Genomic DNA, 18,505 nt, shown 5'->3' with positions numbered 1-18,505 from the left:
GCCGGCCGGGTTCAGCCGGCGTTGACCAGCTCCAGCCGCTCCCCCCGCACCCGGGTCCCGGCCACCACCGCCGCGACCGCCAGCAGCAGCCACGCCGCCACCACCGCGATCAGCCACGACCACCCGGCGTGCCCGTACACCCACGCCCCCGCGGCCCCGCCCACGCTGCTCCCGAGGTAGTACGTCGCCGTGTACATGCCGCCCACCTGGCCGCGTGCGCCCTCGGGAGCGTCCGCCGCCGCCCAGCCGTTCGCCACCGCGTGGGCCGCGAAGAACGCGCACGTCAGCACCAAGAACCCGGCGATGACCAGCGGCAACGCGTCCGGCAGCGTCAGGGCCGCGCCGGCCGCCGTCAGCAGCAGCGCGCCGATCAGCGCGCGCCGGCGCCCGGCTCGCGCCACCAGGCGGCCCGCCGCCGCCGAGGACACCGAGCCCGTCGCGTACGCCAGGAACACCAGGGACGCGATCGCCGGTGACAGGCGCAGCGGGTCGCCGGTGAGGCGGAAGCCCGCCGCGTTGTAGAGGGCGACGAACGAGCCCATCGCCAGCAACGCCACCGCGTACTGGGCCAGCAGCACCGGCTTGCGGACCGCCGTCAAGAGCCCGCGCCCGACACCGCCGGCCCGGCCCGGACGCCCACCCGGCGGCAGCGTCACCACCGTCACCGCCGAACACACCGCTCCCACCGCCGCGACGACCAGGAGCGCGCCACGCCAGCCGAGGGGGCCTGCGGTGAAGCCGCTGGCCAGCCGGCCGAGCATGCCGCCCACCGTGTTGCCCGCGATCATCGCGCCGACCGCCGCCGCGACACCCGCGCGGCCGAGGCGTTCGGCCAGGTAGGCCGCCGCCACGCCGGGAAAGCCCGCGATCGCCACGCCCTGCAGCGCGCGCAGGGCCAGCAGCGCCGGGTACGTCGGCATCAGCGGCAGGAGCAGGCCGCACACGACCGACGCGAGCACCGACGTCAGGATCACCGGACGGCGGCCGATCACCTCGGACAGCGCCGCGATGGGCAGGACCGCGATGGCGAGCGCACCGGTCGCGACGCTCACCGCGAGCGCCGCGCCGCCGGGGTCGAGGTGGTACTGCGCGGCGAGCTGCGGCAGCACCGGCTGCGGCGCGTAGAGCAGGGCGAACGAGGAGATCCCGGCCGCGGCGACGGCGGTCTTGACTCGGCGGGTGGCAGTCACGTCCTGAAAGTAAGCAGCGCTAATCAATACGTCCAATGCACGAACGTGCGAGGATCGATGCGGTGAAGCATGAATCGTTGTCCGCGCAGGTCGCGCCGCACCTGCCACTGCTGGCCGCGCTCCGGGAGACGAGGAACGTCACACGCGCGGCCGCGCTGCTGGGCGTACCGCAGCCGACCGTCAGCCGCCGGCTCGCCGCGCTGGCGGAGGCGCTCGGTGCGCCGCTGACCGTCCCGGACGGCCGCGGCATCCGGCTCACGCGCGCGGCCGAACTGCTGGCCGAGGCGGCCGAACGCGGAATGGCGGCGGTCGACACCGGTGTCCGGCTGGCGCGCGAGGAGGTGTCGCCGGAATCCGGGCACGTCGTGCTGGGGTTCCTGCACCTGCTCGGGCGCTCGCTGGTGCCTTCGCTGCTGCGCGGGTACCGGGCGCGGTTCCCGGCGGTGCGGTTCACGCTGGTGCAGGGCTCTCGGCAGGACATGGTCGACCGGCTCGCGGGCGGCGAGCTGGACCTCGCCCTGGTGGCGCCGCTGCCGGACGTCCCGGCGCTGGCCTGCGCGGGCCTGGTGGACGAGGAGATCCTGCTGTCGGTCCCCGCGGGCCACCGGCTGGCGGGCCGGGCGTCGGTGCGGGTGGCGGAGCTGGCGGACGAGGAGTTCGTGCTGCTGGAGCAGGGGTACGGCGTGCGGACGCTGACGGACGAGCTCTGCGCGGCGGCCGGGTTCACGCCGCGGATCGCGTTCGAGGGCCAGGAGTCGGACACCGTGCGCGGCCTGGTGGCGGCGGGCCTGGGGGTGGCACTGCTGCCGCGGTTCGGGCCGGGCAGCCCGGCGGGGGTGGCGGAGGTGCCGCTGTCGCCGCGGCCGTACCGGACGATCGGGCTGGTGTGGCGGGCGGACGAGCCGATGACGCCGGCGGTCACCGGGTTCCGCGAGCACGTCCTGGCCGGGCCGCGCTAACGGCGGTCGTCGTAGGCCGCGCGGGCCGCGTCGATCCGCGGGAGGTGCTCGATGCTCCACTCGAGCAGGGGCGCGGCGGCTTCGCGCAGCGTCCGGCCCATCGGCGTCAGCTCGTAGCTCACGTTCGGCGGCATGACTTCACGGACCGTGCGGGTCAGGATCCCGTCGCGCTCGAGGTCGCGCAGGGTCACGGTGAGCATGCGCTGGCTGATCCCGTCGATGGCCCGCTTGAGTTCGGTGAAGCGCAGCGGCCCGTCCTTGAGCATGCGGACGACCAGGAGCGCCCACTTGTCCCCGACGATGTCGAGCACCGCCCGGGTCCGGCACACGTCCTGCACGGTTACCTCCAAAGAACCGGGGCACGGGAAAGTGCCTTATTGCCCGGTTCGCGTCCAGTGGATCACGATGGTTCCGGTTACCGAATGGTACCGAGGCACTGATGGGAACCGAGGTAGTGCATGACCACGTTCGTCCTGGTGCACGGCGCCTGGCACAGCGGACGCTGCTGGGACCGGGTGGTCCCGCTGCTGACGTCGGCCGGGCACCGCGTGCTCGCGCCGTCGCTGACCGGGTACGGCGGCAAGGCGCACCTGCTGAGCCCCGGCGTCGGGCTCGACACGCACGTCGACGACATCGCCGGCCTGATCGAGGCCGAGGCGCTCGACGACGTCGTCCTCGTCGGGCACAGCTACGCCGGGCTGGTCATCTCGTCGGTCGCCAACCGCCTCCCGGAGCGGATCGCGCACCTGGTGTACCTCGACGCGATGGTCCCCGAAGACGGCGAAACCGCGGTGGACGTCCTGCCCGTCACCCAGCAGCTGATCGACGCCGCGATCGAGGGCTGGCGGGTCCCACCGCTGCCGGAACTGCCGCCGCCCCTCGGCCTGTTCGGGGTGACCGATCCAGGCGACGTCGCCTGGCTGCGCTCGATGCTTTCGGACCAGCCGGTGCGGTGCCTGCGCCAACCGGTCCGGCTGGACAACCCGGCCGTGTCCGCGATCCCGCGCACGCACATCCACTGCACCGCCGGCCGGCCGGACGGCATCACCCGCCGGCCCGTCCCGCCGGGCGCGCGGGTGCGGGAGCTGCCGACCGGGCACGACTGCATGATCACCATGCCCGCCGAGCTCGCCGCCCTGCTCGCCGAGGCGGCTCAGCCCAGAGACGCCGCCAGCTCCACCAACGTCCGCGCCGCGAACCCGGTCGCGCCCGGGACCACCTCGTCGTAGTTCTTCTCCGAGCGCGCCGGCCCCGCGATGTCCAGGTGCGCCCACGGCAACCCCGCGGTGAACTCGCGCAGGAACAACGCCGCCGTGATGCCGCCTGGGCCGCCCGGCGTCTGGCGGACGTCGCCGAACTCGCCGCGGACGTTCTCCGCGTAGTCCTCCACCAGGGGCATGCGCCACCACGCCTCGCCCACCCGGGCGCCCGCCGAGGTGACCGCGGCGGCCAGGAAGTCGTCCGAGGCGAACAGGCCGCCCGTGCGCAGGCCCAGCGAGACCTTCATCGCGCCCGTCAGGGTCGCCGCGTCCACCACGTAGTCCGGGGTGAACCGGCGGATGCCGTACGCCAGCGCGTCGGCCAGGACCATCCGGCCCTCCGCGTCGGTGTTGCCCACCTCGGTCGTCTTGCCGCCGTAGTGGCGGACGATGTCGCCCGGGCGGTACGCCGAGCCCGACACGTGGTTCTCCGCGCACGGGACCAGCGCGGTGACCCGGACCGGCAGCCCCAGTGCCGCGATCGCGCGGGTCGCCGCGATCACCGCCGCGCCGCCCGCCATGTCCGTGCGCATCAGGTGCATGCCGTCGGCCGGCTTGATCGACAGGCCGCCCGTGTCGAACGTGATGCCCTTGCCCACGAGCAGCAGGTGCCGGGACGCGCCCGCCGGCTTGTACGTCATTTCGACCAGCCGCGGCGGCCGCGCCGAGCCGCCGCCGACCGCCAGGACGCCGCCGAAACCTTCCGCCGCGAGCCACTTTTCGTCCCGCACCGCCACCTCGACGCGCGGGCCGGCCACGCGGGCCGCCGTGTCGGCCAGCCAGGCCGGCGTCTTCACGTTGGACGGCGTGTTCGCGAGGTCGCGGGTCAGCGCCGTCGACGCGGCCAGCACCGCGGCCCGCTCGACCAGCTCCGGCACCGCGCGATCGGACGTGACCAGCCGGATCGTCCGGACCACCGGCTTCGGGTCCTCGCCGGTCACCTTGTAGCGGTAGCCGCCGAGCAGCAGGCCAAGCACCAGCTCGGTCACGTGCTCGCCGGACGCCTCCTCGGGCAGCTCCAGCTGCACCGCCCGGAACGCCTTGCCCCCGTTTTCGACGTCCTCGGCCAGGGTCGCGTGCACCGCGCGGACCAGCGCCGCGCCCGTCTTGCGGTACTGCTTCGGCTCGCCGCCGCCCAGCCCCGCGACCCAGCGCGGCCCGCCGCCGGGGACCGTCTGGACGTCTCCCGCCTTGCCGCTGATCCGGACGCCCTCGATCTCCAGGGGCTCGACGTCATCGTTGTCGGGAGCGGCCACCAGGCGGGCCGCCGGGACGCCGCGACGGAGCTCCGTCGCGACCTCGACGTCGAGCAGGGTAGCCGGAACGGGCGGTAGCGGATTACGCACAGTGAGCAACCTTCGGGCGCAGAGGAACCGCGACCCCGGCCTCCGAAGGGAGACCGGGGTGCGACGGAAGGACGGATCGGGAAGGCAGGCTCAGCCGGTGACCTCCGCCAGTGCGGCGCCGAGGTCCTTCGCTTCTTCCGCGGAGAGTTCGACGACGAGTCGCCCACCACCCTCGAGCGGTACGCGCATCACGAGGCCCCGCCCCTCCTTAGTCACTTCGAGGGGACCATCTCCGGTCCGGGGCTTCATGGCCGCCATAGCGTGCTCCCTCCGTCTCAACCGGCGCGCCCGGGTCGCGCTCGCGTGAAAGCCAGCCGGGTCTGCTGTCCATTGTCCCTCATCAGCGGCCGGGCGCATCAGCGGAGGGGATCTTTTGCTGCGGTATCGGTGCTGGTATGCGGCCCGCGCGAGGTGAAAGACTCTCGGCCGACCGAAGTTTTCCGCGCAAGGAGAAGACGTGACCACATCCGACGTCCTGTTGACCGCCGACGCCGACGGGGTGCGCACCCTCACCCTCAACCGGCCCCAGGCGTACAACTCGCTGACCGTCGAGCTGAAGGAAGCACTGCTCGCGGCGCTGCGCGAGGCGTCCGGCGACGAAGGAGTCCGCGCGGTCGTGCTGACCGGTTCCGGCAAGGCGTTCTGCGCCGGCCAGGACCTGAAGGAGCACGTGGGTCTGCTGCAAGCGGGTGACCCCGCCCCGCTACAGACCGTGAAGGAGCACTACAACCCGATCGTCCAGGCGATCGTGGCGATGGAGAAGCCGGTGATCGCCGCCGTCAACGGCACCGCCGCCGGTGCCGGGGCCGCTTTCGCCTACGCCAGTGACCTGCGGATCGCCGCCGAATCGTCGTCGTTCCTGATGGCCTTCGCCAACGTCGGGCTGGGCCCGGACTCGGGCGCGTCCTGGACGCTGCAGCGGCTGGTCGGCTACGGCCGCGCCGCCGAGCTGATGCTGCTGGCCCGGACCGTGGACGCGGCCGAGGCGCTGCGGCTCGGCCTGGTCGGCGAGGTCGTCCCGGACGAGGAGCTTGCGGCTCGCGCGCAGAAGGTGGCGGCGAAGCTCGCGGCCGGTCCGACCGTGGCCTACGCGAAGATCAAGAGCGTGCTCAACCTGGCCGCGCAGTCGACGTTCGAGGAGGCGCTCGACGCCGAGGACGCCGCCCAGACGGCGCTCGGCGCGACGGCCGACCACGCCGAGGCCGTCGAGGCCTTCGTCGGCAAGCGCAAGCCCGCCTTCCAGGGCAGGTGACGTCCGGCTGCTTCCGGGCTCAGACCGCCCGGAAGCAGCCTTCGACGTGGTCGTCGACCATGCCGGTGGCCTGCATCAGGGCGTAGCAGGTCGTCGGGCCGAGGAAGACGAAGCCGCGCTTCTTGAGTTCCTTCGCCATCGCCTTGGACTCGTCGGTGATGGCCGGGACGTCGGCCATCGTCTTCGGGCGCACCTGAACCGCGGGTGCGAACGACCACAAGAGGTCGTCCAGCGGCGTGTCGAGCGAAGCGATCGCCTGGGCGTTCTTGATCGCGGCCAGGATCTTGGCCCGGTTCCGCACGATCGACGCGTCCTGCATCAGCCGCTCGACGTCGGCGTCGCCGAACTTCGCCACCTTCGCCGGCTTGAACTGCTTGAACGCCTTCCGGAAGCCCTCCCGCTTGCGCAGGATCGTGATCCACGACAGCCCCGACTGGAACGACTCGAGGCAGAGCCGCTCGTACAGCTCGTCCTGCCCGTGCAGGGGCGTGCCCCACTCCTTGTCGTGGTACTCCGCGTAGTCCGGGGTCGAATTGCCCCAGCTGCAGCGCGCGACGCCGTCGGCGCCGGTCAGCTCACTCATCCCCACCCACCGAATAGTCCTCCGCGAACCGCGCGAACTGCCGCAGCGACCGGCGCACCCCCAGCGCGAACGCCGGCCGCACCACCGGCCAGCCGAGCCGGCCCAGCGGCCCGAACGGCAGCCGCAGGTGCTCGGCCCAGACGAACGTCGAGCGCGTTGCGCCCTTGGGCACCACCTGGAACGTGCCGGTGCCCTGCACGACGCTGCCGAGGTGCCGGACCGCGCACCGCACCGGCGGCTCCCAGCTGGTGATCTCCATGGTGTCGGTGAAGCCGATGCCGGCCACCCCGGTGAACGCCGCCAGCCGCGAGCCGACGCTGCGGCCGTTGCCCTCGACGACCTCGACCTCGGTGCCGAGCATCCACTCGCCCTGGCGCGTCCAGTCGGTCAACGCGAGCCACGTCGTCCCGGCGGGGGCGCGGACGTCGACCGAAAGCACCAGGTCCGTCACGGAGCACCCTCGGGCGAGCTCTCCCGCTCCGGTTCGCGCTGCTCCAGCTCGGCGACCCGGGCCCGCAGCCCGTCGATCTCGACGCCGAGCCGTCGCACCACCCAGTCCACCTCGGACATCTTGTAGCCGCGGAACACCAGCTGGAACCGGACGTCGGCCAGGTCGTCGCCGGTGATGTCCTCGGCGGGCAGCCGCGTGGGCGAACTGCCCGGCGGAAGCGGGGCGAGCTCCTCACCCCGGCCGAACACCACCGCGGCGAGCAGGAACACCACGGCCGCCACCAGCAGCATGACTACGAGGTAGATCAGCGCGGTCGTCACGCGACGATCGTGGCATACCCACCCCAGGATCGTCTCGCGAGCACGACGAGCCGGACGGAAAGTGCCACCCAGGCCAGCATCAGGAGCACGCAGGGGACGCTGAGGAACAGCCTGGAGACGTCGACTACGCCGGTCGCGCCGATCAGCAGCCCGACCGAGGCCAGGTTGACGCCGACAGCGAAGGCGATCAGCACCCCGCAGAACCGGGACAGCCGGACGCCGTCGAGGCGGCGGCTGAGCCAGCGCGTGCCGAGCAGCGCGAGGACGCCGATCACCGGCACGACGAACACCGCGCCGTGGGAGGCGTGCGCGACGACCTTGTACCACCCGGGGGTCGGCGTCGACAGCTTCGTCCAGTCGCCGAAGGTGAGGATCCGCGCGTAGTCCCACAGGACCTGCATCGCCGGGACGCCGATGACGAGCTTCCACAGCGTGCGGACGCCGCTGAGCATGCCCAGCTCGGCCTGGTAGCCGCGGGCGACGACGGCCGCCGGGCCGAAGTCGGCGACGGCGCGACGCTCGGCCTCTTCGCCGGTCCAGCCGCCGGCGCGGTAGGCGTCGGCGGCGTCGTGCAGGCCGTCGCGGGCCTCGTCCAGCAGGTCGGCCTTGAACCGGCCGCAGCCGTGCAGCCGCCGGTCGAGATCGGCCAGGTACGCGTCGATCATGCTTCCAGCACTCCCCCGATGACCGCGGTGAACTCCCGCCACTCCGCGCGCTCGGTGGTCAGCGCCTGCTCGCCGGAGCGGGTGAGCCGGTAGGTCCGCCGCTTGCGGCCGGAGACGACGTCCCATTCGCTGGCCAGCCAGCCGGCCCGCTCGAGCCGGCGCAGCGCCGGGTACACGGTGCCGGTGGGCAGGTCGAGCGCGCCGTCGCTGCGCAGCTGGAGCGCCTCGATGATCGCGTAGCCGTGCAGTTTCCGGCCGTCGAGCACGGCCAGCAGCAACGCGTCGAGGTGTCCGCGCAGGGTGTCCGCCTTCATGGGTACGCAGTCTACACGTCGGTTCGCTACATGTAGGCAGACTATGTGTAGCCTGTCTACATGAACGCTCTTCCGATCGCGAGACTCCAGTTCGCGACGACGACCTCGTTCCACTTCCTGTTCGTGCTGCTCACCTTGGGGCTGGTCACGCTGGTGGCCGTGATGCAGACGCGCTGGACGCTGGGCGGTAAGCCCGAACTGCTGCGGATGACGCGCTTCTGGGGCCGCCTGTACGTCATCAACTACGCGCTCGGGATCGTCACCGGCATCGTGATGGAGTTCCAGTTCGGCCTGACCTGGACCGGGCTCTCTACCTTCGCCGGCGACGTCTTCGGCGCCCCGCTGGCCATCGAGACGCTGGTCGCGTTCTTCCTGGAGTCGACCTTCCTCGGCCTGTGGATCTTCGGCTTCGGCCGCCTGCCCAAGGGGCTGCACCTGGCGCTGATCTGGCTGGTCACGCTGACCGCGTACGCGTCGGCGCTGTTCATCATGCTGGCCAACTCGTTCCTGCAGAACCCGGCCGGCAGCCACCTCGAGCACGGCACACTGCACCTCGACGACTTCGGCGCGCTGTTCGCCAACCCGGCGCTGGCCGCGTCGCTGCCGCACGTCACCGGCGCGGCGATCGTCACCGGCGGGTTCTTCGTCGTCGGCGTCAGCGCGTGGCACTTCCTCAGGCGCACCGCCGAGGCCGTCCCCGCCGGCCAGATCCTGTTCTCCTTCATCGCTTTCTCACTGCTGTTCGCCGCGCTCGCGGTGGCCGACTGGGTGCTCATGGCGCGGGTCGCCAAGCGCGGCCCGGATCCGGTCGACGAGCCCGCCGGGCTGCCCGTCCTGAGCGGGGTCTGACCGGTGGTGACCTTCTGGTGGTGTGTGCTGGGCCTGCTGACCTGCGGGTACTTCGCGCTGGCGGGGTACGACTACGGCGTCGGCATGCTCCTGCCCGGCTTCGAGGCCGGCGAGCGGCGCCGACGGCAGACACTGGGCGCGCTCGGGCCGTTCTTCCTGGCCAACGAGGTGTGGCTGGTGGCCGCGGTCGGCCTGCTGTTCGGGGCGTTCCCGCACCTGGAGGGCAAGGTGTTCGCCGGGGCGTACGTCCTGGTCGTGACGCTCCTGCTCGGCCTGGTCACGTTCACGGCGTCGATGCAGCTGCGCAGCCGCCGCCCGGACGCGCGCCGCGGCGCCTGGACGGCCGGCATCGTCGGCGGCGCGCTGGTGACGGCGCTGTCGTGGGGCCTGTTCCTCGGCAACCTGGTCGTCGGGCTGCCGCCGGTCGCCGACGTGCTCGCGCTCTTCAACCCGTACGCGGTGCTGTGGGGCCTCGGGTTCGTCGCGCTGTTCTGCCTGCAGGGCGCGGCGTTCCTGGCCGTGCGGGCACCGGCCGAGCTGACCGGCCGCGCGGTCCGGCTGGCCCGGGCCTTCTCGGCGCCGGTGCTCGCGTTCCTCGTGGTCGCCTCGGGCTGGGGGTACTTCGCGCTCGACGGCGTTTCGCTGCTCGGTGCCGGTGCGGTCGTCCTGGCCTTCGCGGCTTTCGCCGTCACCCGCTTCGGGCTGGCGACGCGGCGGTACCGGGTCGCGCTCGCCGGGTCCATGGTGCTCTCGGCCTGTCCGGCGCTGCTCGCCGGCACCGTGCGGTTCCCGGCCGTGCTGGTGTCTTCGCAGTCCACGCTGACGCTCGAGCAGGCGGCGACGGCGCCGGAGACGTTCGCGGTGCTGGCCTGGTTCACCCCGCCGTCGCTGCTGGTGCTGCTGGTGGTGCAGTGGCTGACCTGGCGGGCGCACCGCCGCCCCGTCGACCAGCACTCGCTGCTGCACTTCTAGGGGGACGCCGTGCCTGCACTGCCCGGACTCCGGCGGTACCTCGTCGTGGTGGGCCTGCTCGGGGTGCTCACCGCGGCGGCGGTGCTCCTCCAGGCCGAGGGGCTCGCCACCCTGCTGACCGGTGGTGGCGTTTCCGCGCTCCTGGTCGTGGCCATCGCGGGGCGGGTGGCCCTGTCGTGGGGGCACACCGTCCTCAGCGGACGCTTTGCCGCGTCGGTCCGCCGCGGGTTGCGCCGGCGGCTCCTGGAGTCCGCTTCGGACCGGGCCGGGGTTGTCGCGACGCAGATCACGCGCGGTGTCGACGCCACGGACAGCTACCTGACCGGGTACCTGCCCTCACTGGTGGTGTCGGTGGTCGTGCCGGCCGCGGTGGTCGTGCGGCTGTTCACCACGGACCTGGTGTCCGCGTTGGTCGTGGTGGTCACCCTGCCGCTGATCCCGGTGTTCGCGGTCCTGGTCGGGAAGCACACGCGGGCCTCGGTCCAGTGGCAGCTGCTGACGAAGCTGGGCGGGCACTTCCTGGACGCCGTCCGCGGGCTCGGGACGTCGAAGGTGTTCGGACGGGCGGCCGAGCAGGCGGCCACCGTGCGTTCGATGGCGGCCGCCCACGCCGACGCGACCATGAAGACGCTGCGGGTCGCGTTCCTGTCGGCGCTGGTGCTGGAACTGGTGGCGACGCTGTCCGTGGCGTTGGTGGCGGTGCCGATCGGCTTCCGGTTGCTTTCGGGCGGCCTGGAGGCGCGTCCGGCGTTGCTCATCCTGCTGCTGACGCCGGAGGCGTACCTGCCGCTGCGCGCGGCGGGCGCGAAGTTCCACGCGGCGGCGGAGGGGTTGACGGCGTTGCGGGAGGCTCTCGCGGTGCCGGTTGTCCCGGTTCCGTCCGGGACCGTCTGCCGGCGGCGGGGGGCGCCTTCGGTGGTCTTCGAGCGGGTGTCCGTGGCTTACGACGGGGTTCCGGCGTTGTCCGAAGTGGACCTTTCGCTGCCGGCCGGGTCGCGGGTGGCGCTGGTGGGGCCGAGCGGGTCGGGGAAGAGCACCTTGCTGGCGGTGCTGCTGGGGTTCGTGACGCCTTCGTCGGGACGGGTGCTCGTGGACGGGGTGGACCTGCGGTCGCTGTCGTCGCCGGACTGGCTGGCCGAGGTGGCGTGGGTCCCGCAGCGGCCGACGTTGTTCCGCGGGTCGCTGGCTTCGAACATCGCCCTCGGCGGTCCGGCCGACGTGCCGGCGGCGGCCCGGGCGGCGGCGTTGGCGCCGGTGGCGGCGAGCCTGCCGGCGGGCTTTTCGACGCCGGTGGGCGAGCTGGGCGAGGTGCTGTCGGCGGGCCAGCGCCAGCGGGTGGGCCTGGCCCGGGCCCTGGCGCGGAGGTCGGCGGGGCTGGTGCTGCTGGACGAGCCGACGGCGCGGCTGGACGCCCGGACGGAGGACGCGGTGCTGTCGGCGACGCGGAAGCTGCTGCCGGGCCGGACGGCACTGCTGGTCGCCCATCGGCCGGCCATGGTTTCGCTGGCGGACCGGGTGGTCGAGCTACGCGACGGCCGGATCCGCACGGAGGTGACGGCGTGAACGTCCGGGCTCTGTCCACAAGAGACTGGCTGCGGCTGCTCCGCGCCGCGCTCCTCGGTGCCGCCGCCGAACTCGCCGCCCTCGCGCTCATGGCCACCGCGGCCTGGCTGCTGCTGCGGGCCGCCGAACGGCCGCCGCTCGGCGCCCTCACCCTCGCCGTCGTCACCGTCCGGACCCTCGCCCTCCTCCGCGGTGGCCTGCGGTACGCCGAACGGCTCGCCGGGCACGAGGTCGTCCTCCGGTGGCTCGGCTCCCTGCGGACCCGCGTCTACCAGGCCCTCCTGCCCGGGACCCGGTACTCCGGCGGCGACCTCGTCACCCGGCTCGTGTCCGATGTGGACGCGCTGCAGGACGCCGTCCTGCGGTGGCTCCTGCCCGCCGCCGTGGCCGCCGTCGTGGGTGCCGCCGCGGTCGCCGTCACCGCGGGCGCTTCGGTGCCGGCCGCCGCCGTGCTCACCGCCGGGCTGCTCGTCGCCGGTGTGCTCCTGCCGTGGCTCGTCGTCCGCGCCACCGGCCGGGCCGCGCGGGAGACCGCGGGTGCCCGGGCCGAACTCGCCGAACGGGCCGTCGAGCTCGTCACCGGGCACCGGGAGCTCGTCGCCGCCGGGGCGCTCGGAGAACAGCGGCGCAAAGCCACCCGGGTCGTCGACGTCATCGCCGCCGCCGAGCGGGCGGCCGCGGGCCGGACGGCCCTGCTCGGCGCCGCCGGGGTGCTCGTCCAGCTGGGCACCGCCGTCGCCGTCGCCCGGCTGTGCCACGCCTCCGGGCCCTGGACCGCGGCCCTCACCCTCGCCGCCGTGACGGCCTTCGAGGTCGTTCTCCCGCTGATCGGCGCCGCCCGGCGCGTTCCGGAAATCCGCGCCTCGGCCGCCCGGGTGCGGGCCGTGCTGAGCGAGCCCGCCCTCCCGGCCGGCACCCGCACCGCGGCGGACGGCCACTTCCGGCTGGAGAAGGCCGGCGTCCGCCACCCCGGCCGGCCGCCGGCGCTCCGGGACGTCGATCTCGACCTGCCGCCCGGCAAGCGCGTCGGCATCCTCGGCCCGAGCGGCGCGGGGAAGACGACCCTCCTGCGGCTCCTGCTCGGCAGCGAGACCCCGACCGAAGGCCGGGTCACCCTCGACGGCCACCCGCTCGCGGAGTACGCCGGCCTGGCGAATGTCATTTCCGGCGCCGAAGCCGACGCCCACGTCTTCCACACCACCGTCCGCGAGAACCTGCTGCTCGCGAAGCCGGACGCCACCGACGACGAACTCCGGGCCGCCTGCGACACCGCCGGGTTCGACCTGGACCTCGACCGCGACACCGGCCCGGACGGTGACGCGCTGTCCGGGGGTCAGCGGCAGCGGCTGGTCCTCGCCCGCGCGGTGCTCGCCAAGCCCCGGGTCCTCGTGCTCGACGAGCCCGTCGAAGGGCTCGACCCGGCCCACGGCGACGCCGTCCTGAAGCGGGTCCTCGCCCAGGCGGCCGGCAGCGTGGTGCTCGTCACCCACCGGCCCGAGCACGTCGACGGCTTCGACGAGGTGCTCACCCTCGAGGACGGGCGAGCACTTCCCGCATCGGCGGCCGGTCGGCGACGCGGACGTCCGTGACGTCCGGCAGCCACTCCTCGTCGACCTGCACGAACTGCGTGAACGGGGCGTCCGCGGCCGGGACGCCGCAGCGGTCCAAAGCCGTGCCGAGGATCTGGCGGGACATCGCGCCCAGCTGGCTCAGCGACCGGTTCCGGTGCTTGCGGACACCCAGGTTGACCTGCGCGAGCCCGTCGAGGCCGTACCGCGCCTCGGCGTCGAGCAGCAGCCCGATCTCGACGCCGTAGCCGGCCGCGAACGGCACCGACTCGAGGAACTCGCGGGTGCCCGCGTACTCGCCGCCGAGCGGCTGGACCAGCCCGCCGAGCGCGGGGCGCAGCGCGGAGAGGACCGGCCGGGCGAGCAGCTCGGTGACGCGCCCGCCGCCGGTGCTCTCCAGCCGCAGCGGGCGGCGGTAGAAGCCCTTGACCAGGTGGACGCCGTTTTCGGTGAGCAGCGGGCCGAGCAGGGACGGCACGAACGCCGGGTCCGGGTCGACCAGGTCGGAGTCGAGGAAGACGACGATGTCACCGCTGGTCGCGGCCAGCGAACGCCACAGCACCTCGCCCTTGCCGGGGACCGGCGGCAGGTCCGGCAGGACGTCCTCGCGGCGCACGACCCGCGCGCCCGCGGCTTCGGCGGTTTGCGCGGTGGCGTCCGTGGAACCCGAATCCATGACGACGAGCTCGTCGACGACCGAACCGACCAGCGGCCGGACCGACGCGACCACAGCACCGACGGTCCGCTCTTCGTCCAGGGCCGGTAGCACGACCGAAACCGTCCGGTCACCCTTCGCGGCCAGGATGTCCCCGGGCGTCCAGCCGGGCTCCTGCCACGTACGCCGCTCGAACCAACTCACGAGTAACGATCGTGCCATGCTGGTGGCACCGCCACCGAGGAGGAGGACGACTTGATCGCGCTGCTAGTCCGGTTCGTGCTGGGCCCGCTGGCCAGGGCCGTGTACCGGCCGGAGGTGCACGGCGTGGAGAACGTGCCGCTCAGCGGCCCGGTGCTCCTGGCGGCCAACCACCGGGCGGCGCTCGACACCGGCGTCATCACCTTCGCGACGCCCCGGCAGGTCAAGTTCCTCGGCAAGGCCGAGTACTTCGCCGGCAAGGGCCTCAAGGGCCGGGCGCTGGCCGGGTTCCTCGGCGGCCTCGGCTACGTCCCGGTCGAGCGCGGCAACGCCCAGGCCGGGCTGGCCGCCCTGGAGGCGGCGCGCAAGGTGCTCGACGCGGGCGGCGTGTTCGCGATCTACCCGGAGGGCACCCGCTCCCTGGACGGCCGGCTGCACCGCGGCCACACGGGCGTCGCGGCGCTGGCCCTGGCGACCGGCGCGAAGGTGGTACCGGTCGCGCTGACCGGCACCGAGAACCTCCAGCCCCGAGGCGCGAAGATCCCACGGCCGGCGAAGATCGGCATCACGTTCGGCAAGCCCCTCGACTTCTCGCGGTACGAAGGCCAGGACTACGCGCCGGCGATCCGCCGCTCGGTCACCGACGAGGTGATGTACGCGATCCTGGAGCTCTCGGGCCAGGAGTACGTCGACACCTACCACAAGCGGCCGAGCGAAGGCGTCGCCTGACTCACCACGGCACCGGGCCTTCGTCGTCGACGAAGGTGCCCGTCGGGCCGCCGCGACCGCGCCCGGCGCCGGATGCGCGGCGCGGCCGACCGCCGCCGCAGCGGCTTCCTTGCGAGAGCCGCAAAGCGCTCGCCGCGGTACACCGGGCGCGGTGCGGGGCAGGCCGTGCCGAAGCTGCTCGTGGCGATGGAGCCCGACGAGCAGGACCAGCCGGCGGCGCTCCCCCGCGGGCACCGGCCGGCCGGGCGGCCGGCGCTGGTCGTGGCCGACCTCGGCGGCGAGCCGTTCCCGCACTGGGCCGAGCAGCGATGTGCCCGGGCCGGAGGTGCGCGACCCGGGCCGGCTGCCGGCGCTGGGCGAGCTCGCGGGCGGCGGCGTTCGTCCGGGCGGGCACGACGTCAGATCCCCGGCGATTCCTTCGCCCACTTCGGCGGCGCGGGCGGCTCGTACGTCTCGAACCGGTCCAGCAGCGCCGCCGGGTCGGCGTCGGTGAGCAGCAGCTGCCGGTAGTCCTCCTTGACGAAGCCCTCCGCCACCATGTGGTCGGCGAAGGTGATCAGCGGCGCGTAGTACCCGTCCACGTCGACCAGGCCGATCGGCTTTCCGTGCAGGCCGAGCTGGGCCCACGTCCAGACCTCGAACAGCTCCTCCAACGTGCCCGCGCCGCCCGGCAGGGCCAGGAAACCGTCGGACAGGGCCGCCATCTTGGCCTTGCGCTCGTGCATGTCCGCCACCACGTGCAGCTCGGACAGGCCCGCGTGGGCGATCTCGACCGACGACAGCGCCTCCGGGATCACGCCGATCACCTCGCCGCCCGCCGCGAGGGCCGCGTCGGCGACCACGCCCATCGTGCCGACGCTCGCGCCGCCGTAGACCAGGCCGATGCCGCGCTGGGCCAGTAGCTTGCCGAGTGCGGCCGCCTGCTCCGCGTACCTCGGCGAAAAGCCCATCGACGACCCGCAGAAGACACAGATCCGCCGCATCAGTGGGTGTCCTCCCACGCCTGATAGGACTCCTGCACCACGCGGACCGCGTCGTCGATGTCGTCGGTGAGGTGCAGCAGGTCCAGGTCGCCCGGGCTGATCTTGCCCTCGGCCAGCACCGAGTTCTTGATCCACTCGTAGAGGCCGCCCCAGTAGTCGCTGCCGAACAGCACCACCGGGAATTTCGTGACCTTCTTCGTCTGCACCAGGGTCAGCGCCTCGAACAGCTCGTCGAGCGTGCCGAAGCCGCCGGGCAGGCAGATGAAGGCCTGCGAATACTTGATGAACATCGTCTTGCGGGCGAAGAAGTAGCGGAAGTTGACGCCCAGGTCGACCCACGGGTTCAGGCCCTGCTCGAACGGGAGCTCGATGCCCAGCCCGACGGAGAAGCCGCCGGCCTCGGCCGCGCCGCGGTTGACCGCCTCCATCGCGCCCGGGCCGCCGCCGGTCATCACCGCGAAACCGGCGTTGGCCAGCGCCCCGCCGATCTTGCGGCCGAGCTCGTACTCCGGGTTGTCGCGCTTGGTGCGGGCCGAGCCGAACACCGTGACCGCGCGCGGGACCTCGGCGAGCGCGCCGAAGCCCTCGACGAACTCGGCCTGGATCCGCAGGACGCGCCACGGGTCGGTGTGCACCCAGTCGCTCGGGCCGCGCGAGTCCAGGAGCCGCTGGTCGGTGGTGCTGCCCTGGTCACGGCGGTCGCGGCGCAGCACGACCGGGCCCTTGTGCCGCTCCACCGGGCGTTCGGGGTACTGGCCGTCCGGCCATTCAGACTGTTCGCTCACTTCCCCATGCTACGGCCTGCCCGCCAGCGAGAATGCGAGCAGCGCGGTGGAGGTGAAGTCGATGGCGGGCTCGTTGCTGGGCCATGAACTCAGGTCGTCGGCGTAGCGGCTTCCCTGGCCGTCGAAGGATTCATACGGACGGGTGCACTCCCTGGCCCCGGCCGGGAACGGCAGGTCGGCGAAGTTGTCCGCGCCGTTCGGGCCGTTCACGACCGCGCCGTAGAGCACTTTCGAAGGTCCGGCCAGGTTCGCGGCCTGGTGGTGCGGACACTGCGGGGACGTCGTGCCGACGCCGACCACCAGCGAGACGCCCCAGGCGTTGGCCCCGAGGGTGAAGTTCCGTTGCCGGGCGCCGAAGGCGGCGTAGCGGGTGTCGCCGGTGACGCGCTGGTAGAGCCGCGCGGTCGCGGCGAAGCCGAAGCTCTTGCTGGCGGCGTCGAAGTCCGTGACGTCGACGGCTGTCCCGAATGGACTCGCCTTCGCCGCCTCGACGCCGGAGTCGAGCTGGCGGCGCAGGTCGGCGGCCAGCTCCCGGACGCCGAGGGCCGCGCCCGGGACGCCGGTGCGCAGCAGACCGGCCAGGTCGGCGTGGGCGAGCGCGCTCGTGTCGTAGAGGTTCAACGTGCTCGTGTCGCCGCTGCCGATGTACGCCTTCGCCCACTTCGCCGCGTCACGGGCCCAGCCGCCGGCGCGCGGGTCGTGGAGCGCCCGCGCCGCCAGAGCGAGCTGCGTCGCGCCCAGTTCCAGGTCGTCCTCCCAGGAGGATTCCGGGTAGTAGGCGTGCGGGAACGCGGTGACGAGCTCGCCGACACCGGTCGTCTTGGCCTGTGCGAACACGGCGGCCGCCTCGGCCAGGTAGTGGCGGGCGAGCCGCGGGTCGCGGTGGGCGTACACCTGGGCGCCGAGCGCGAACGCCGCCGCGACCCGGCCGGCGAGGTTCGGGGACAGCGGCGCGCCCGCCGGGGCCGCGGGGAACACCGGGCGGTGCTTGACGAAGTAGGCCGGATCGCCGGGCTTGACGTCGAGCGCGTCGTCGTCCTGCGGGTTGCGCCAGACGTCGTGGTCGCCGAGGAAGCCGAACTCCTCGCTGCCGGTGCCGATGCCGACCTGGGCGTAGAGGGTCTTCGAGCGGCCGTCCCACACCTTGTCGAGCCAGTCGAGACCGAACCGGACCTCCTCGGCCAGCACCGGGTCCGGGTCCTCGCGCAGCACGAAACCCAGCTCCGCCAGCGAATACGCGGTGTTGGAGGTGAACTTCACGAAGTCGCCGGCGTCGACCCAGCCGCCTTCGACGTCGACCGGGCCGCCCTGCGGTTTCAGGGGTTCGACGATCTCGTCGCCGCCTTCACCGGCGAACTTCGGTTCCGCGTAGACGGTCGCCGTCCGGTCGGCGAGGTGCGACGGCCGGCGGTCGAGCCGGCCCGGGACGACGTCGTGGCCGTCGCGCTGGGCCTGGAAGAACTCGGTGGTGGCCCGCACGAGCGGGCGGAAGAGGCGGCGCGCGGTGTCGATCCGGAACGGCGGTGACACCGCGCCCGCCGCCTTGACCCGGTAGGTGCCCGGTCGGTCCAGTGTGGACAGATCGAGGTCGAACACCGCGGGGTAGCGGGCGTTCCAGGCGCCGAGGCTCGCGCCGGTCCGGCCTTCGCGGACGGTGTGGCCGCCTTCGTCGACCACGGCGAACTTCCCGGGGGCGCCGCCGAGCAGGTACGCGTGCTTCGCCTCGCCCAGCGCGTAACCGGCCTGGTCGACGCGCACCTCGGCCGGGGTGGCGGCCTCGGCCGGGGTCGCCGCGAGGGGCACGGCGAGCACGGCCGCCGTCGCGAGGGGAAGCAGGCGCATGATCGGCTCCACTTTGTTA

Annotated in this window: 21 protein-coding genes; 8 read left to right on the top strand and 13 right to left on the bottom strand. The window is 73.3% G+C overall.

Features of this window, described 5'->3' with window-relative positions:
• Nucleotides 1-11: 11 nt before the first annotated feature.
• Nucleotides 12-1,190: an MFS transporter gene (locus C2L59_RS31665; RefSeq protein ID WP_103353203.1), complete on the bottom strand. Its 1,179-nt coding sequence runs from the start codon at nt 1,188-1,190 to the stop codon at nt 12-14.
• 62 nt (nt 1,191-1,252) lie between these two features.
• Here C2L59_RS31665 and C2L59_RS31660 point away from each other — a divergent pair, with 62 nt between their 5' ends.
• Nucleotides 1,253-2,149: a LysR family transcriptional regulator gene (locus C2L59_RS31660; protein WP_103353202.1), complete on the top strand. Its 897-nt coding sequence runs from the start codon at nt 1,253-1,255 to the stop codon at nt 2,147-2,149.
• Here C2L59_RS31660 and C2L59_RS31655 read toward each other — a convergent pair.
• Nucleotides 2,146-2,487, bottom strand: coding sequence for a helix-turn-helix domain-containing protein (locus C2L59_RS31655; protein ID WP_199199348.1), 342 nt, complete (start codon nt 2,485-2,487; stop codon nt 2,146-2,148). The two genes, C2L59_RS31660 and C2L59_RS31655, sit on opposite strands and share 4 nt — an antisense overlap.
• Before the next feature lie 120 nt (nt 2,488-2,607).
• On the opposite strand from C2L59_RS31655, the gene C2L59_RS31650 reads away from it, so the two are divergent.
• On the top strand, nt 2,608-3,378 hold the full coding sequence (locus tag C2L59_RS31650; protein WP_103353200.1) for an alpha/beta fold hydrolase: 771 nt from the start codon (nt 2,608-2,610) through the stop codon (nt 3,376-3,378).
• Here the strand turns inward: C2L59_RS31650 and C2L59_RS31645 are convergent.
• Complete coding sequence (locus C2L59_RS31645) at nt 3,303-4,754, bottom strand: M17 family metallopeptidase (protein WP_103353199.1); 1,452 nt, start codon at nt 4,752-4,754, stop codon at nt 3,303-3,305. The two genes, C2L59_RS31650 and C2L59_RS31645, sit on opposite strands and share 76 nt — an antisense overlap.
• A 90-nt stretch (nt 4,755-4,844) precedes the next feature.
• Nucleotides 4,845-5,012, bottom strand: coding sequence for a DUF3117 domain-containing protein (locus C2L59_RS31640; RefSeq protein ID WP_013222969.1), 168 nt, complete (start codon nt 5,010-5,012; stop codon nt 4,845-4,847).
• Nucleotides 5,013-5,211: 199 nt separating this feature from the next.
• Here C2L59_RS31640 and C2L59_RS31635 point away from each other — a divergent pair, with 199 nt between their 5' ends.
• Nucleotides 5,212-6,006, top strand: a complete 795-nt coding sequence (locus tag C2L59_RS31635) for an enoyl-CoA hydratase-related protein (RefSeq protein WP_103353198.1) — start codon at nt 5,212-5,214, stop codon at nt 6,004-6,006.
• Nucleotides 6,007-6,025: 19 nt separating this feature from the next.
• On the opposite strand, the gene C2L59_RS31630 is transcribed toward C2L59_RS31635, so the two are convergent.
• The 5 genes from C2L59_RS31630 to C2L59_RS31610 are packed head-to-tail and all read right to left on the bottom strand — an operon-like array spanning nt 6,026 to nt 8,339.
• The gene (locus tag C2L59_RS31630) at nt 6,026-6,589 is read right to left on the bottom strand and encodes a DNA-3-methyladenine glycosylase I (RefSeq protein ID WP_103353197.1); all 564 of its coding nucleotides are present in this window, start codon (nt 6,587-6,589) and stop codon (nt 6,026-6,028) included.
• A complete protein-coding gene (locus C2L59_RS31625; RefSeq protein WP_103353196.1) occupies nt 6,582-7,040 on the bottom strand; it encodes an SRPBCC family protein in 459 nt (152 codons plus the stop codon). The genes C2L59_RS31630 and C2L59_RS31625 overlap by 8 nt, the downstream gene beginning before the upstream one ends.
• Nucleotides 7,037-7,360, bottom strand: coding sequence for a DivIVA domain-containing protein (locus tag C2L59_RS31620; protein ID WP_103353195.1), 324 nt, complete (start codon nt 7,358-7,360; stop codon nt 7,037-7,039). The genes C2L59_RS31625 and C2L59_RS31620 overlap by 4 nt, the downstream gene beginning before the upstream one ends.
• On the bottom strand, nt 7,357-8,025 hold the full coding sequence (locus tag C2L59_RS31615) for a permease prefix domain 1-containing protein (protein WP_103353194.1): 669 nt from the start codon (nt 8,023-8,025) through the stop codon (nt 7,357-7,359). The genes C2L59_RS31620 and C2L59_RS31615 overlap by 4 nt, the downstream gene beginning before the upstream one ends.
• The gene (locus C2L59_RS31610) at nt 8,022-8,339 is read right to left on the bottom strand and encodes a helix-turn-helix transcriptional regulator (protein WP_103353193.1); all 318 of its coding nucleotides are present in this window, start codon (nt 8,337-8,339) and stop codon (nt 8,022-8,024) included. Before C2L59_RS31610 ends, C2L59_RS31615 begins: the two co-directional genes overlap by 4 nt.
• A 60-nt stretch (nt 8,340-8,399) precedes the next feature.
• Between C2L59_RS31610 and C2L59_RS31605 the strand changes: the two genes are divergently transcribed.
• From C2L59_RS31605 to cydC, 4 genes are read left to right on the top strand one after another with little or no spacing between them, the layout of a single operon-like run.
• On the top strand, nt 8,400-9,188 hold the full coding sequence (locus tag C2L59_RS31605) for a cytochrome ubiquinol oxidase subunit I (protein WP_103353192.1): 789 nt from the start codon (nt 8,400-8,402) through the stop codon (nt 9,186-9,188).
• 3 nt (nt 9,189-9,191) lie between these two features.
• Nucleotides 9,192-10,160, top strand: a complete 969-nt coding sequence (locus C2L59_RS31600) for a cytochrome d ubiquinol oxidase subunit II (protein ID WP_103353191.1) — start codon at nt 9,192-9,194, stop codon at nt 10,158-10,160.
• Nucleotides 10,161-10,169: 9 nt separating this feature from the next.
• A complete protein-coding gene (gene cydD, locus C2L59_RS31595) occupies nt 10,170-11,723 on the top strand; it encodes a thiol reductant ABC exporter subunit CydD (RefSeq protein ID WP_233223791.1) in 1,554 nt (517 codons plus the stop codon).
• A complete protein-coding gene (gene cydC, locus C2L59_RS31590; RefSeq protein WP_103353189.1) occupies nt 11,720-13,312 on the top strand; it encodes a thiol reductant ABC exporter subunit CydC in 1,593 nt (530 codons plus the stop codon). The genes cydD and cydC overlap by 4 nt, the downstream gene beginning before the upstream one ends.
• Here the strand turns inward: cydC and C2L59_RS31585 are convergent.
• The gene (locus tag C2L59_RS31585) at nt 13,248-14,150 is read right to left on the bottom strand and encodes a glucosyl-3-phosphoglycerate synthase (protein WP_103353188.1); all 903 of its coding nucleotides are present in this window, start codon (nt 14,148-14,150) and stop codon (nt 13,248-13,250) included. The genes cydC and C2L59_RS31585 overlap by 65 nt on opposite strands.
• A gap of 51 nt (nt 14,151-14,201) precedes the next feature.
• On the opposite strand from C2L59_RS31585, the gene C2L59_RS31580 reads away from it, so the two are divergent.
• On the top strand, nt 14,202-14,876 hold the full coding sequence (locus C2L59_RS31580) for a 1-acyl-sn-glycerol-3-phosphate acyltransferase (protein ID WP_103353187.1): 675 nt from the start codon (nt 14,202-14,204) through the stop codon (nt 14,874-14,876).
• A 398-nt stretch (nt 14,877-15,274) separates the two neighbouring features.
• Here C2L59_RS31580 and C2L59_RS31575 read toward each other — a convergent pair whose 3' ends face one another.
• Genes C2L59_RS31575 through C2L59_RS31565 form a run of 3 tightly spaced genes read right to left on the bottom strand, consistent with a single transcriptional unit; the run spans nt 15,275 to nt 18,486 of the window.
• Nucleotides 15,275-15,859 (bottom strand): TIGR00730 family Rossman fold protein, encoded by a 585-nt coding sequence (locus tag C2L59_RS31575; protein ID WP_103353186.1) that lies wholly within the window; start codon nt 15,857-15,859, stop codon nt 15,275-15,277.
• Nucleotides 15,859-16,644: a TIGR00730 family Rossman fold protein gene (locus tag C2L59_RS31570; protein ID WP_103353185.1), complete on the bottom strand. Its 786-nt coding sequence runs from the start codon at nt 16,642-16,644 to the stop codon at nt 15,859-15,861. Before C2L59_RS31570 ends, C2L59_RS31575 begins: the two co-directional genes overlap by 1 nt.
• A 9-nt stretch (nt 16,645-16,653) precedes the next feature.
• Nucleotides 16,654-18,486 (bottom strand): glycoside hydrolase family 9 protein, encoded by a 1,833-nt coding sequence (locus tag C2L59_RS31565; protein ID WP_103353318.1) that lies wholly within the window; start codon nt 18,484-18,486, stop codon nt 16,654-16,656.
• Between the last annotated feature and the right edge of the window lie 19 nt (nt 18,487-18,505).

Origin of the sequence: Amycolatopsis sp. CA-128772 (assembly GCF_002904295.1) — a bacterium.
GTDB lineage: Bacteria > Actinomycetota > Actinomycetes > Mycobacteriales > Pseudonocardiaceae > Amycolatopsis.
This window is presented reverse-complemented; position numbering and strand designations above follow the sequence as displayed.